This is a genomic window from Pseudoalteromonas apostichopi, assembly GCF_030297135.1.
Classification (GTDB): domain Bacteria; phylum Pseudomonadota; class Gammaproteobacteria; order Enterobacterales; family Alteromonadaceae; genus Pseudoalteromonas; species Pseudoalteromonas apostichopi.
Genome location: NZ_AP028065.1, coordinates 2,074,540 through 2,089,636, shown reverse-complemented (window position 1 = coordinate 2,089,636; position 15,097 = coordinate 2,074,540). Strand labels below are relative to the sequence as shown.

Below are 15,097 nucleotides of genomic sequence, written 5' to 3'. Positions count from 1 at the left end.
AATACTTAGGTTATCCCTGTGAGCTCTCAGTAAATAAAATGCTGAGAGCTTTTTGCACCGAATCTAGGGTGATAGGTTTGTATATGTGCAGGTTTGCCCCAAGCTCATACACTCGTTGCAAATCATCATTTGATGTATTGGCAGTTACCACCAAAATAGGCACCTGCTGGCCCTGCTCATTGCGAATAATATCAATTGCTTTAAAGCCATCCATAACCGGCATATTCAAATCCATAAAGATTAAATCATAGTGCTTATCTGACGTTTTATCTGTGGCGATTAAACCATTTTCAGCCACATCAAAACTGTAATTTAAATGACTTACTATACGTCCTAAAATAGTGGCATTAAGTGGGTTATCTTCGACGATTAAACAATGTAAAGATTGCGGAAGTGACTCAGGCATTGCAGGTGTGGTTGCACACTCTAGCTCTAAATTCACCACGACCTTTGCACCTTGTGGCTCGGCATTAAGAAATTGGATCTCTCCCTTTAATGCTTTGACAATGTGCATAACCCGTAGCACCCCAGTTTTTAACCCTTGGAAATGTTGTTCAAAGTCATTTTCGTAACTAAGTAAGTCTGTCGGCGGTTTTTCAAAGCCTTTACCGTTATCTTGTATTTCCATTACAAAGTGCCGCTCACCCTGACACGCTGCTGTTACGGCAATACGGCCTTGGCTTGGAGTAAATTTAACGGCATTATTAATAATTTCAGCAACGATTTGAGTCAGCCTAGCATGGTCAGTGATTACCTCTTTATTGAGTGACTCAGCTAAATTCACGCTCAAGGTAATACCTTTATCATTACAGGCATATCCAAACGGTGAGATAGCTTGCTTTAATGTTGATAACAAATTGCTGCTAGTAAAACTTAACTGCCATTCCCCCGAAGTAAGCTGATGTAAGTCATTTAACTCATCTAGCATTGCCACCAACCTGTTAACGCAATAAAGCGCCTGCTGTTTAGTTAGCTGCTGACTGTCGCTAATATCAAGGGCTTCGATTGATGCAGTTAATCCTTGCAATGGTGTTCTAAACTCGTGACTGGTGCGGGCGATAAAACGCTCTTTATTTTTATTTACACGCTCAGCAAACTCTTTTTGCTCCTTGTACTTAGCAATGTTGTTAGTGATCAGTTTCTCCATAGGTTTAAAAATGAAAAATAGCTCAGCGACTAATAACGCTATGGTTGTGAGCCAAAACAACAACTCTAAAACCGCCAAAAATGTCACTTTTTGAACTGATTTTTGCTCAAGTAATTTAACCGCTTGGTCCAGTTTAGTTAGCAGCGCCTCAAGCTGGTTGCTAACAAATGTTGGGCGATCCACATAGCCAAAACCATCGGTATTGTTGAGTAATAGCTGCGCTTTACTAACATAACGCTTCACGTGCTCATCTAATGCAGTAGGCGGCGAGAAGTAATGAGCCTCAAGCGCCTCATTCAAATGAATATAGTGACCTTGCTCATCTTGCTGAATTAAAAATTGATGCCCTGCAATGAACTGCTCAACGGATTGTTGCAATAGCCTTCGGTGTTGCTGTTGAAAATGTTCGGATTCAAGATTGGTAAGTGCATTGCCATACAAGGCTATTTTTTGTGACAGCATGCGTTGCTTACCGGCAATATTAATGACTTTGGCATCACCCTTTTGGATATACAAAAGGCTCTGTATCAAGATAGCTGATACAGAGATCAATATAGCAATCGCCAATAATCCCCAGCGATATCGTTTTCTAATATCTATGATTAGCTGCAACGTGCTTTACTCATTATTTTTTTTAAAATAATTGTAGTTCATAGAATACAAGAAAGCCCACTTGAAGTGGGCTTTAAAGATGACACTCAACAGAAATTTATCTATTTTCCAATCGATTATAATCAAACAAACCAAACTCGACGCCACGATATTCTTTTGCTACACGGTGTAAAATATCACTATATTGCCAAAACTGCGGATGCGTACGGCGAATTGCAAACTCGCTTTTCAGATCTCTGTAGGCTGCTTCATCTGTTGCTTTTGCAAGCCCAGCTGCAAATGCAGCAATCTGCTGTTCGTTGTGTAGATACCAAATTGCTTCTGGGTAATCACCTATAAATCCAGGCACAATCGTCACTGTATCTTCATCATAAGCACGCTGACCCTCTTCGTTCAGTAAGCTTGAAATATTGTAATGAGCATTATGGTGGATCAGGGTGTATGCCTTATGTTTATCATCGCTACCTTTGACTAACACAAATGAAATTTGCGGCAGCAAGTTAACGGCTTTAACCGGAAGATCGTTAATTTTAGCTAATGGTTCAGGCACTTTGGTATAGTCATAGCGAGGGCTCAAAATGGGCTTCAGTTTATCTTTAAGCATATTGAACAACTCAGATTGAGGGTCCTTGGTTTTGTATTCAATGCCTGTAGGTTGACTAAATGACAATTCATCTTCAAAGAAGCTCGTTAAGCTAGGTGGTGATTTACGATACCACTGGGCTTTAATTTCTTTACGCTTAGCTTCTGGTAACAAGGCAAGGTAGTTTGCTTCACCCTCTAAACGTAAAAAGTCCATATACAAGCGAGTTAACAACTGATGACCAATGTTGCCATACACATCAAAGCCCGCCACCAGCAGGTAGTGAATACGTTCAAATAATGCGTAGTCAAGTATCCAAGCGGTCTTTGGTTGCTGGCCAATCCAGCCCTTAACAACCGTTGCGCTATCAAAATGACGAAACACCGTAAGTGCTGCATTTTGGTTATGACCATCACCTTGCCAAAGTAAATCTGTTGTTAGGTGCTGACCGTTCTCAAACATTTTATTTGCCAGTGCAACTTTAGCAGACAAATATTTGTTTTGGCGTTTTGAATACTTCACCCAACTAGAAATCGGCAAGGCATTACTTTCTTCTTCAGCTGGTAATGCTAAGGCATCTTCATGTTGTAACAACAATTCACCCACTTTTGGTGTCGCCGCCATTTCAGGTTTCGCAAAGCCAACCCAGAACTGATCGTTAATCACGTTTAACGCAATTTGACCACGACAAACAGGCCCTTTAATAAAGCCCATAATAATCAGCTCAGCTTCATCAAGCATAAATTGATAGCGTGAGTTTACTGGGATTGCAGCAAACGCTTTAAATGGGTTTGATGCGACTTCTGGTTTATAGCTTGGTAGTTTATTTACTTGGTAATCAGCCTCAATAAATTGCGAGTTTATGCGCGCTAGCTTTTCGTCATTTAATGCTAAAGGTAAATGTGTTTTCGCTAAGATAGTCGAACGGTCATGCATCAATCGGTAGTAAACTCGCTCAACCTTAGGATCTTCATAAGGGCGACGTGTACTAATATATTTAATCTCTTCACCCGGCGGAGTCGAAGAACGTACTAGCTTAAAATAACTGTGTTTATCGCCATGCTCAGGGAAGTAAATATGTGCTAAATACCAGTGCTCATAGATATAGCGAGCCGCTAGTTGATGCTTTAAACCATCTTGGTTTAAGAAAGCTTCCCAGCGTTCGACTTGTTTTAGCACTCCTTCTTCAGGAGGCTCAATATGAGCAAGGTAACCGCCCTTTTTAAGCCATTTAGCAAGGTGCTGAAATTCTTCGCTTGAGATACCAGGCAAACCATAAGGCATACCACTGTGAGGATTATCCTTAGCAAATGAGTCAAACTCGTTCATCGTGGTACATGTTTGTTCACGATCGAGTGAAAAATCAAACTCATCGCCTAAAATAGCTTGCTTAGGCAGTGGGCTGCTTTGCTTAAGCACTAAAGCATTGTAAAGCACACTTCCAGCAAGATTAGCTTCTTCTGTTTGTGCACGCTCATTTAGTACTGGGGTAAAACCTTTTTCACGCCACTGAGCGGTACTTGTCGCATCAAAAAGTAAGCGGCTTGGCTCTTGCGCTAATAACCGAGTACCATCATAGACAAGCTCTTTACTTAAACCTCGGTCAATTCCTTCAACTGAAGATAATTTAAGCTGACAAGGTGCGTCATAACAGCCGTGACAAACAACACAACGAGTATCGAGAACAGGTTTTACATCGTTTAAAAACTCTGCCCCCTCTAAAGTTGATGCGGCAACAACACGCTCTCTTGGCTGCTCTTCACCAAACAGTTCATCGTAATGAGCTGCACCTAGATAAGCACAGCCACTTAATAAAATGAGGCCAAATACGGTCGTGAGGAGTTTTCTCATCCTTCCTCCTCGATATCTTCAACGTCATCACCTAAATCAAAGGTCGGCATCATATCAACTTGAGGCGACACAAAGGTTTGGTCATTGTCGCAGCTAAGCATAGCGCTTAATAGTGGCCCACGAACTAAAGTCAGTTGCGCATCGTGCTCGCCATCATTCAATGCTTGATAGTCATCATTTAACACTTCAAGACGGTATTCATTAATAGCAATTGCGACACTGCTATCAACAGCTGGGTTTTGGCAAAGCTGTGCGAGTAACTCTTCGCTTAGCGTTACATGTAATAGTAAATCTGGAGACTCGATGTCACGGCTATGAAGATTTTCATCGAAATAAAAAAGAGGAAGGGTTAAATCGCTATTTTGCTCTAATTCCATGTGCTGTTCTCTACATCAAAATGACTTTTAATTGTACGAGTATAGCAAACTATAAGTTCAATAATTAGCGAAACTTATCAGCCGTTAGCAGCTTTTTAGCTGCTAACTAGCCGAGTTATAAAAACCTAGAAAAAAGAATTACCAAGGTAGCGTTTCGCCGTTTGAATGCCAAAACCCACCTGTGTTGCTAAGATTTAATTCATCAATCCGTTTGATGAGCCGCTCTGCAGCAGTTTCAGGGCTGATATCTCCTGCAAAATTAACCATTTGCGTTTGTACAAAGCCCGGATGGAATAACCCTACGGCAATTTTTTTATCTTTTAACTCATGGGCTAAACTAACACTAGCTGCATTAAGCGCGGCTTTTGACATACGATAGCCGATGTAACCGCCCGAGCCATTATCAGTAATTGAACCCATGCGCGATGTGATCATCGCCACTTTTGCATCAATACCTAAGTTTTGCTGTAACGCATGAGTAATACGAATAGGCGCGATACTGTTCACACTTATTTGCTTTTCGATGGCAGCAAAGTCCATGTCAGCTAAAGTTTCGTTATGAAAAATACCGGCGTTATTAATCAAAATATCAATTTTGTCGCCGTGTAAGTAATTGGCAAGTGTTGCAACATCACCGGCGTTAGATACATCAATGTCGCTAATAACTTTCACATCGAGTGCTTGGAGCTCTTCGCTTGGCGTGCGAACCACTGCAGTAACACGGTAACCTTGGGCTGAATACTGTTTACAAAAATTAAGGCCAATACCTTTATTGGCCCCTGTAACCACCACATGCTTAGTCATCAATCTGCTCCTTAGTTGGGTTTTCTATATCCAAACCACCTCAAGGTGCGAGTTTCAACATCTTGAGGTGGCTTGGGTGTATATATACCTTGGGACAGATTAACAAAAACCAAGATGTTAAGTTAATTCATCAATGGTTGATTTAAGAATTGAAAATACAGCCCCTTGTGGATCGGTAATAACACTAAAGCGCCCAACATCTGGGATGTCTGTCGCTGGCACACAAATAACCCCATTAAGCTGCGTTGCTTTGGCAACCGCCTGATCGCAATCTGCTACGGCAAAATACGGCATCCAATGGGGTGGAATGTCATCTGGCCATTCATTGGTCATTTCAAGCATGCCTGCTATCGGTTGCTCATCAATGGTGAATAAGATGTAGTCCATGCCCTCCATGGGTTTCACCTCAAACTGCCATCCAAATAACTGACAATAAAAGTCGCGACTTTTTTGCATGTCTTTCGACACAAGTTCAAACCAGTAAGGCAGGTTAAGCTCTTGCACTCGTTTAGCCCCGATATGCTCACCAGCTTGCCACAAGGCAAATGTTGCACCGCCTGGCTCTTGTAGCATCACCATGCGACCTGCTTTCATTACATCATGCGGCCCTGCCAAAACAGTTGCACCTAATGATTTTGCCTGCTCTGTGCTTTGATCAACATCATCAACAGCAATGTACAATAACCAATGGGTTGGCATCTCGCTCATACTTGCTGGCAGTTGATACATAGCGGCAATATCATCACCTTGCTTTTGCAGCATGGTGTAAAACATATCTTCGCCTATTGGTTGGTCGTCAAAATCCCAATCAAATAATTGCGTATAAAATTGCTTCGCAGCTAGCCAGTCTTTCGCGCATAACTCTGCCCAGCAGAAAGTACCTGCGGGGTGTTTTGTATTTATTTTTGTCATGGCTGTTCCTCCTTGGTTAAACTTAAGCAACAATCGCAAAATTTACCAATTAAACCAGACAATAGTTGCAACACTTCGTTGAAGCACATAATTTTATCTTAGCTGAAAAGGGCAATGAGTAGCGCTAGCAACGCTGAGTTGCAGATACAAAAATGCCGCTAAAAAAGCGGCATTGCGATATTTAATTAGTGATGATGCCCATGCTCACCTTTTAGCTGATTACCTTGCGCATCATAAAATCCGCTTGCACCATGCTCAACAAACCCTAAGTTGATCATTTTAGCTAAAAACGGGTCGCTTTCATTATCACCGATATCTGCGTAATCGGTCGTTTGATAGTTATCCCATTTCGCAAATTCTACCTGTACTTTTTGCTGATTGTGATGGCTGGCTGTTAAAACAATTTCACGGCTATAACTGGGTGTTGAAATACGAATTGCTTTGAGTAACTTTTGATTGGCAAGCCAGCTTAACTCTATTTTGCTATCACCCTGCTGTTGTGTGTAATAATCCGTTAGCTCACAGCCTTCTCCTGCGCTTTTTTGGTGCGTCATAGAGGCTAGGAATTTATCGCTTACTAGCTGATATTTGCTACTCCAATCTTGTTCACCTTGCACTTCCGATGGTTGATATTCAATACCACGCTGCGCATGCTGAAAATAACGAATTGGGCGAATTTGTTGATTGCGCAACTGCTGCCATAGCTCAATAAACTGTGGATTCTGCTTAGCCACCTGATGAGGCGTACGCCAAAGGGTAAAGGTGTTTTCAGTATGCTGCTTATTAGCAACTATATCTGTTGTGACTTTATAGTCTGCTTGCGTAAAACCGGTGTTCATATCGCATTGCCCTGCAACAGCAAGTGGGCTAAGTAATGAGGCAAGTAAGATGGCTGCTTTCACGGGATTCTCTTTTTATCTTGGTTTACTTTATAACTAATTGAGTAAGGGAGGCTTAGAGCCTCCCAAGCACTCATTATTGTGCTAATTTAGCATCGGCTTGTTTAACAAGGTCAGCGGCATAATCCATAACATGGAAAATAAGGCTTTGCTCATTAGTACCTGTTACTAAATGTGCACCTGGGCCTACTGCATACACACCAACATCTTCTGCTGCGTGTGTTTCTGAGCCTAGTGGTACAACAGCTTCTTGATGGAAGCCTGGTGTTGTTGTGTCAACATCAGTTAAATCAACACGCCCTGTTACTGGCGCAAAGTTATAACCTGCATCAGCATCAGTCTCATCGCCTAAATCTCGGAAGCCGCCACCATTGGTATAACCAACCGTTGTGTATGGCATATTGTCTGCTGCAAGTGATGGCTCATCACTACCCACTGGTACTACTTTACCTAAAATTGGGTTACCACGTTTTGGATAGCCTGCAATGGTAAATACGTGGCTGTGGTCAGCAGTTACGATGATTAGTGTGTCTTCAATGCTAGTCTTATCAAGGGCAACTTGTACAGCTTTTGACAACTCAACAGTGTCGCTCAATGCGTTATAGGCATTACCTGCGTGGTGGGCATGATCAATACGTCCTGCTTCAACTGTTAACATAAAGCCATTTGCATTGTTATCTAAAATATCAATTGCCTTTGCGGTCATTTCAGAAAGTGACGGCTCACCCGCTACGTCATTCGAGCGGTCTGCTTCGTATTGCATGTGTGATTCATTGAATAAACCAAATACACGCTCAGTTGTATCTGCATCGATTGCATCAAAACCAGCTTGGTCCATCACATATTGACCTGCAGGGTATTTGGCTTTCCACTCCGCAGTTAAGTCACGACCATCTGTACGGTCACCTTCTACTGAGCTCACAGCATCAGCAGAATTAAAAGCTGCGTCTTTCGGTAAGAAATGACGACGACCGCCGCCCATGACAACTTCTAAACCATCAACATCTAGCCCTTCGTAGCGTGCTTCTAGGTTCGCTTCAAAGTTAATTAATTGCGATGCAATATCTTCACAGCCAGCGGTGACTGCGGCTTCAGGCATATCTGATACGTCTTCCCAGTTACGGTCAGCCGATTTAGCATATGTTGCTGCAGGCGTTGCGTGAGTGATCCGCGCTGTAGAAACAATACCTGTCGACTTACCTGCAATCTCAGCAAGCTCAGTGGCTGTTACTAGCTCATTACCTGCAACCGTTGCACAGTTACCGCGCTCGATGTCTTCATCAACACCGATAACGCCAGCATCCGTTTTTACGCCCGATGCCATTGCTGTCATCGTACCCGCTGAATCAGGTGTTTGCGCATCTACGTTATAAGTTTTAGCAAAACCTGAGAATGGTAGTGTTTCAAAGCTAAGCTGATGCTCTTCACCTAGCTTGCCTTCTAGCTGACCCGCCATGATACGTGCAGCAGTGACCGTTGAAATACCCATGCCGTCACCCACGAATAGGATCACGTTTTTCGCTTTACCTGACTCTTTTACAACTGCAGCAATGTTTTCTTCGCTGGTAGCGACTTTAACTTGTGCTGACTTAAACCACTCATTATCAGTCAACGGCGCTAATTGCGATGCCGTTAACGACGTTGCTGGTGCATTACATGCAACGCTTGTATCCGTTACTTCTGCTGAGTCTAGCTCACCATTATCATTGCTATCTGCACCTGTTAGGGTTGCTGTACCACCGTTCACGCACTGCTCAGAACCAACAGCTAATGTATTTTCAACGGTTAATGTTTTTGGTGAGTTGTCATTGTCATCAGAACAACCCGCTAATGCCACTACTACAGCAAGAGAAATTAAATTTAGTTTTTTCATCGTCGTCGCCATTATTCTTCAATTAGTTCTAGAGCTTGGTTAATGATGTGGAAAATTACGTTTTGCTCCACAACGCCTTGTACTAGTTGCGCACCTGGACCTTTTGCATGAAGTGAAATATCTTCACCCGCATGAGTTTCAGAACCTAATGGCACAGTGGCTTCTTGGTGATAACCAGGTGTCGTTGTATCAACCCCCATTAAATCAACACGACCAGCCAATGCTGCTTCGTTATAAGATACATCTGCATCTGTCTCATCGCCTAAATCACGGAAACCTAAACCATTTGCATAACCCACTGTAGTGTAAGGCATACCATCAGCAGCAAGGCTTGGCTCTTCGCTACCTATTGCAACTACTTGGCCTAAGATAGGGTTACCGCGCTTTGGATAACCTGCGATAGTAAATACATGACTGTGGTCAGCGGTAACAAGGATAAGAGTTTCTTCTGGATTGGTGTTTTCTACAGCTGTTTGCACAGCTTTGGCAAATTCAACAGTATCGTTTAGCGCGTTGTAAGCATTACCCGCATGGTGAGCATGATCAATACGCCCAGATTCAACGGTTAAGAAAAAGCCTTTTTCATTGCTCTTTAAGATATCAATCGCTTTACCCGTCATTTCAGATAATGACGGCTCACCCGCTACATCGTTAGCGCGGTCAGCTTCATATTGCATGTGTGACTCATTGAACAATGCGAATACACGTTTTGTATCGGCATTAAGCGTATCAAAGCCTGCTTGGTCCATCACGTACTTGCCATCAGGGTACATTTCTTGCCATTCAGCAGTTAGATCACGCTCATCCGTACGGTCACCTTCCACTTCACTGACTGCATCAGCTGAGTTGAATGCTGCGTCTTTCGGTAAAAAGTGACGACGACCACCGCCCATCACCACCTCAAGACCATCAACGTCGGTTCCTACGAAGCGTGCTTCAAGGTTCTTCTCGAAATTAACGAGTTGCGATGCAATGTCTTCACAGCCAGCTTCTACGGCATCAGCTGGCATGTCTGATACATCTTCCCAGTTACGATCGGCTGATTTTGCATACGTTGCTGCAGGTGTTGCGTGTGTAATGCGCGCTGTTGAAATAACGCCTGTTGCTAGACCTTTGATTTCCGCAAGCTCTGTAGCAGTAATTAATTCGTTACCCGCAACTGTTGCACACTTGCCACGCTCGATGTTTTCGTTTACACCAATTACACCAACATCAGTTTTAACGCCTGAAATAATTGCTGTCATTGTGCCTGCTGAGTCAGGTGTTTGCGCATCAACGTTATACGTTTTGATTTGCGCAGAGTAAGGAAACTCCTCAAAGCTTAATAAGCCTTCTTCGCCCGACTTACCTTCCATTTGACCCGCCATGATACGCGATGCAGTAAGCGTTGAAATACCCATACCATCACCAACAAATAGAATGACATTTTTAGCTTTAAACGTTTGCTCAACCTGGGCCGCCGCTTCTTTTTCTGTTAATTTTATTTCAGCAGCACTATACCAATCATTTTGTTTTTGACTGTCTGGTAACACACCTGCATTGGCCGTGGCTGACAATGCCAACGTTAAACCAATTGCAGTAGCAATTTTATTAATTTTCATCGTTACGTTCCGTTAGTACATTATTTTAAGAATTTGAGTGCTAACTAAGCTGCACTTGGATAATTAGCGCAGTAATACTAAGAACGCATTGTTACTAAAAAAGTGACTTTTCATGACGAAATGGTGAAACAGCACAAGCAGTGCAAGAAGGCAAGTATTTAGTTTTAGGGGAAATAATAGGGCTAGTAGTTTGAGACTGATTCAAATTTCCTTTTAAAGAACTTCTATGTAATCAACATGAATAAAAAAGCCTTTGAGCCTATTACTCAAAGGCCTATAGTTGCATTGTTATTTAATTAACTTACTTTTTGCGGCGTCTTAGCAAGCTAAACGGCGCTAGAAGTAAAGTTAGCCAAAATAAACTACCGCCACTGCTTGAAGATGATTTTTCAACTTCAGGTTTGCTACCTTCACCGTTGACAGTCACAGTAACGGTTGTTGAAACTTGTTCTGAACCATCAGATACAGCATAGCTAAATGTTTCTGTCGCTGAGCTGCCAGCATATAAATCAGCAAACTTTCCAGCTGGGTCATATGTGAATGTACCATCCCCATTATCAGTAACAGTTCCTTTAACATCTTCCGCATCTAATGAGACTACAGATAGAACATCGCCATCTTCATCACTATCATTCCCTAAAGCATCTATGAGTACTGTTGATGATTTAGATGTTGAAACCTCGTCAGCTTCGGCTGTAGGTATAGTATTGATACCCGTAATAATCACAGAAACCTGAGCCATAGACTCTGAACCCACTTCATCAGCTATCGTATAAGTCAATGCATCTGTTACTTGTTCACCCTTTGTCAATGAATCAAATTGACCATTTGTAGAATATGTCCAAGTACCATCATTATTATCTGTTAATTCACCTGTTAGAGTATCCAAATAATCAATTAATGTTATTGAATGACCATCAGCATCACTATCATTTTGTAATGGTGAAATATTTACAGTTCCATTTTCGTCAACATAAACAATATCTGCTTCAGCTGTTGGAGGCGTGTTGATAGATACAGATATGGTTACCTGCCCCTCAACAAATGCGCCATTATTATCAGTCACAATATACTTAAATGAATCAGAAATAACTGTCCCGGGAACTTCATCGTCAAACGCTGTTGATGCATCGTATGTAATCTGACCATCAACTAAACTTACAACGCCCAAGGTCCCATTATTTTGTATGCTATCAATTGATAGAGTATCACCGTCTAAATCTGTATCATTTTCTAAAACATTGATAACTGTTGTTTGACCTGACCAAATTGATGCAACATCTTCAGCTGCTAAAGGTGCGTTATTTGGAGGCGTGTCAGTATTTAATGGAGCACCCGCACTAATTTGGTATCCCCCAGTAGTTGCGGTCGTATCTTCATGCTGTACTACGGCGTAAAGAGTTGACTCTAAGTCCGTAGTAGCAACTTTATAGAACACATAACCTGTTTTAGAAGGGTTTGTATCCAACGTAATATCTTGATCAATTACAGTTATGCCATCTGACTTATATAATGTAAGGCTAGGTTTCATCCCTAAGCTTAAGTCAGATACACGAACAACAAACTCACTTGTCGTATCAATGTTTTCGATTTGATAAAAGTCTAGGTCCCCCTGAGAGTCAACCATCCCCTCAATTCCAGCATTACTTGGAGTAAGATCATCACTCAGATAATAACTGTCATTACTATCGCTGTATGGTACATCACTGACTACTAGTGAAGTTTTAGCTATACGAACAAAATTCTCATCGATACTTGGCAATGTCTCAGCTTCTGGTACTGAGCCATCAATCGTTGGCGTTAATAACCCTGTTGTGGTGTACACAGCCTTGCTGTCATTATTGTCTACATGCACTTCAACTTGATAAATACCATTTTGATTATAAGGTGCAATTACTGAGTAAATTCCATCCCCTGAAACAGCATCTCCACCAATGCCATTATCAAACAGTTCAAGTTCGCTTTTAACTTGGTTTGGATCTGTAATAGTTGCCTTAACATTAGCGCCTGTAATTAGTTTATCTTTTGTGATTGCTGTAGTCAGGATCATAGGAGCTGGGTAAGTAACTGCGTTTCCATCAACTCCTTCAACATTGACAGAGTATGTACCTGATAAGCTTGGTTCAGCACTCACATTTACCGCAGCAGTAAGGCTACTACTTTGATTTAGGTTCGTTAACTGTAACTGCCACTGCCCTGCACCATGTGCAGATAGTTTCTGATTAGAAATATTAGCACTACATGATTGAGTGCTAGCAGTATCTATACAGTTGAAATCTATATCGGTAACGAGTGTGCCAGCACCATCAAATAGCGCTAACTCAAGATCTGCAAGATCTGCATTGTGATTTACAAAAACATTTATGTTATCTAGCCCAGAATCAACATAAATTGGCTGACTGGCGCTTTGAGAACTATCAATTGAGTATGTTGTAGATGCAAGATTCTGATTATCTGTCGCAATCGCATTAGCTTGCAAGAAAGCATCAACAATTTCAGCCAATGATGTTGGTGAAGAAAAGTACTTACCACCAGTAGCATTAGCTAAAGTGAGAAGTGGGCCAGTTGGTGATGCACTACCATAGCCAAAACTGAAAATTGGCATATTAGCTTGTTGATAATTACTGATAACCGACGCCTGTGACAAGCGAGAATCATTGTCATTACCGTCGGCTAGGACAAAAACAACACCTGGGGCACCGCTTGCTTGAGTTTGTTGGTATTGTTCTAAGTTATCAAGCGCTAATTGTGAACCATCGTAAAGGGCTGTTGACCCTCCAGCTCTGATTGAATCAATTGCTGCTTTTAGTTCAGTTTTTACTGAAACATCTGGGCTTTCAATTTTAGTTACAGGAAAATCTTGTATCACACTATAGTAGCTAGAGAAGCTAACTAACCCCATTGATGTAGTACCTTCAGCTGTAGCATCAACAAGAATTTTAGCTGCTTGTTTGGCATTATTGATTGCCGAGCCGCCCATACTACCTGAACGGTCAATAACCACTTGCATATCAATATCACCTTCAACCCAAACTACATCAAGTTGATCTCGGCATGATGCTTGAGCTGAAGGTAGTTCAACCTTTACTGGTGTTACATCATCTGGAGCATTGTTAGCCAGGGTAAGAAAGCGAGTACGCTCTGGTTGAGCCGTTTTTCTTCCTAACTTAGGATCATCTTTGGCATCTTGTAATAGCACTTCCCATGCACTTTTTCCGTATACTCGACCTTGAGCTGTTCTATCAACATTACCAATATTTGTTGCAGTAGAGTGATTAAGCCAAAGCATATCACCTTGTAGAGCTTTCCACTGATTACTCATAATAGAGTTAGTAGCTAAATCAGTTTTTATAGGGCTATTTGCATCTGCGCTTTCAGCTACGCCTTGATACTCGTCAAAAAGGCCATAAGCATAGTGCCCCCATTCATGGGCAAGTGTATAACCAGCACCTTTAGGATCTTGAAGCATATCATGGTCTTTGCCAGCACCTGCACCGTTCGGGAAAACATCACCAAACCAAATATGCATGCCATTCGCACCAAAACCTGACGCATTAGCTCTAGGCCATTCTCTTGACCCCCAAATAATATCTGATTTAGAGCGATGTTTATTTTCTCTAAATACACTCACTGTGCCAAGCTTATGCTCACCATTTGTTTGCTCACAAATAGCATCTGCGAAGTTTTTAAAAATTTCTTCATAGGCATTCTGCTCTGTACCTTCTGGATTATTGTATAACGACACTGTTATATCAAAAATTGCAGTTGACGAATCAGTACTGACAGCAGAAAGGCTTTGCATCCTGTTAGCTGCAAATACTTTCTTTTGCTGATTCTGATCGACGGTACTGACTCTAGATAACCAACTATTGGCAGCAATTGTTGATGTTGAGGCAATTGCAGCGGCAACGCATAAAGCAGTTTGCGTAAGTTTATTTTTATACACTATTAATTCCTTTTTATATTAATAACTTAAAATTCACCTACTGTTTTAAAGCTACTATTCGATTTAATAACTAAAAAATTGGGCGATAACTCCTTACTTAAATGTGATCTATATTTTAAAAATTTTCGACCACTACAGAAGGAAGTGCCTGTTACAGGAAAGGAATTAACATTAATTAGATTGATATATACATAGTTATTCATACCGATTGTTGGCAAATAATTAACACAACAATCCCCACCGAGGTTTGAATTTTATGTATGTCTTCAGTGTTTCAAAGCTTTTTAAGATAGAAAGAGAAATCCTACTGATACTTATGAGCAATTTAGATCAAACCATCAAAGTACAAGCTATAAAGATACTGAGCATCTAAAGGGGATTTAAAAATATACAGCAAATAGCAAAGCTATTTTTTGACAAGTAGCATTTAAGCTAGTCATTAGCCATCCCTGATAAAACCATTCCATTTACATGACGGCAGTAATTCTAACA

General features: G+C 41.5%; 9 protein-coding genes. All 9 read right to left on the bottom strand.

What is annotated here, in order from left to right:
- Positions 1-10: 10 nt before the first annotated feature.
- The 9 genes from QUE86_RS09345 to QUE86_RS09305 all read right to left on the bottom strand — a co-directional run bounded on the left by QUE86_RS09345 (position 11) and on the right by QUE86_RS09305 (position 14,605).
- Complete coding sequence (locus QUE86_RS09345) at positions 11-1,759, bottom strand: response regulator (RefSeq protein WP_286256798.1); 1,749 nt, start codon at positions 1,757-1,759, stop codon at positions 11-13.
- Between the two features lie 97 nt (positions 1,760-1,856).
- Positions 1,857-4,193 carry a fatty acid cis/trans isomerase gene (locus QUE86_RS09340; RefSeq protein WP_130049890.1) on the bottom strand — a complete coding sequence of 779 codons (2,337 nt, stop codon included), beginning with the start codon at positions 4,191-4,193 and terminating at the stop codon, positions 1,857-1,859.
- A complete protein-coding gene (locus QUE86_RS09335) occupies positions 4,190-4,570 on the bottom strand; it encodes a hypothetical protein (RefSeq protein WP_130049891.1) in 381 nt (126 codons plus the stop codon). Before QUE86_RS09335 ends, QUE86_RS09340 begins: the two co-directional genes overlap by 4 nt.
- Before the next feature lie 138 nt (positions 4,571-4,708).
- A complete protein-coding gene (locus QUE86_RS09330) occupies positions 4,709-5,374 on the bottom strand; it encodes an SDR family oxidoreductase (protein WP_130049892.1) in 666 nt (221 codons plus the stop codon).
- 117 nt (positions 5,375-5,491) lie between these two features.
- A complete protein-coding gene (locus QUE86_RS09325; protein WP_130049893.1) occupies positions 5,492-6,286 on the bottom strand; it encodes a VOC family protein in 795 nt (264 codons plus the stop codon).
- Between the two features lie 185 nt (positions 6,287-6,471).
- Complete coding sequence (locus QUE86_RS09320) at positions 6,472-7,188, bottom strand: hypothetical protein (RefSeq protein ID WP_239977285.1); 717 nt, start codon at positions 7,186-7,188, stop codon at positions 6,472-6,474.
- A 73-nt stretch (positions 7,189-7,261) separates the two neighbouring features.
- A complete protein-coding gene (locus QUE86_RS09315; protein WP_286256792.1) occupies positions 7,262-9,058 on the bottom strand; it encodes an alkaline phosphatase in 1,797 nt (598 codons plus the stop codon).
- Between the two features lie 11 nt (positions 9,059-9,069).
- Positions 9,070-10,659: an alkaline phosphatase gene (locus tag QUE86_RS09310; protein ID WP_286256790.1), complete on the bottom strand. Its 1,590-nt coding sequence runs from the start codon at positions 10,657-10,659 to the stop codon at positions 9,070-9,072.
- Between the two features lie 301 nt (positions 10,660-10,960).
- On the bottom strand, positions 10,961-14,605 hold the full coding sequence (locus QUE86_RS09305) for a cadherin-like domain-containing protein (RefSeq protein WP_286256788.1): 3,645 nt from the start codon (positions 14,603-14,605) through the stop codon (positions 10,961-10,963).
- Positions 14,606-15,097: the final 492 nt, after the last annotated feature.

Excerpts from the sequence above, each read along its gene's own strand:
- QUE86_RS09335 (WP_130049891.1), bottom strand. The coding sequence starts at position 4,570 with ATGGAATTAGAGCAAAATAGCGATTTAACCCTTCCTCTTTTTTATTTC.
- QUE86_RS09310 (WP_286256790.1), bottom strand. The coding sequence starts at position 10,659 with ATGAAAATTAATAAAATTGCTACTGCAATTGGTTTAACGTTGGCATTG.
- QUE86_RS09330 (WP_130049892.1), bottom strand. The coding sequence starts at position 5,374 with ATGACTAAGCATGTGGTGGTTACAGGGGCCAATAAAGGTATTGGCCTT.
- QUE86_RS09325 (WP_130049893.1), bottom strand. The coding sequence starts at position 6,286 with ATGACAAAAATAAATACAAAACACCCCGCAGGTACTTTCTGCTGGGCA.
- QUE86_RS09340 (WP_130049890.1), bottom strand. The coding sequence starts at position 4,193 with ATGAGAAAACTCCTCACGACCGTATTTGGCCTCATTTTATTAAGTGGC.
- QUE86_RS09315 (WP_286256792.1), bottom strand. The coding sequence starts at position 9,058 with ATGAAAAAACTAAATTTAATTTCTCTTGCTGTAGTAGTGGCATTAGCG.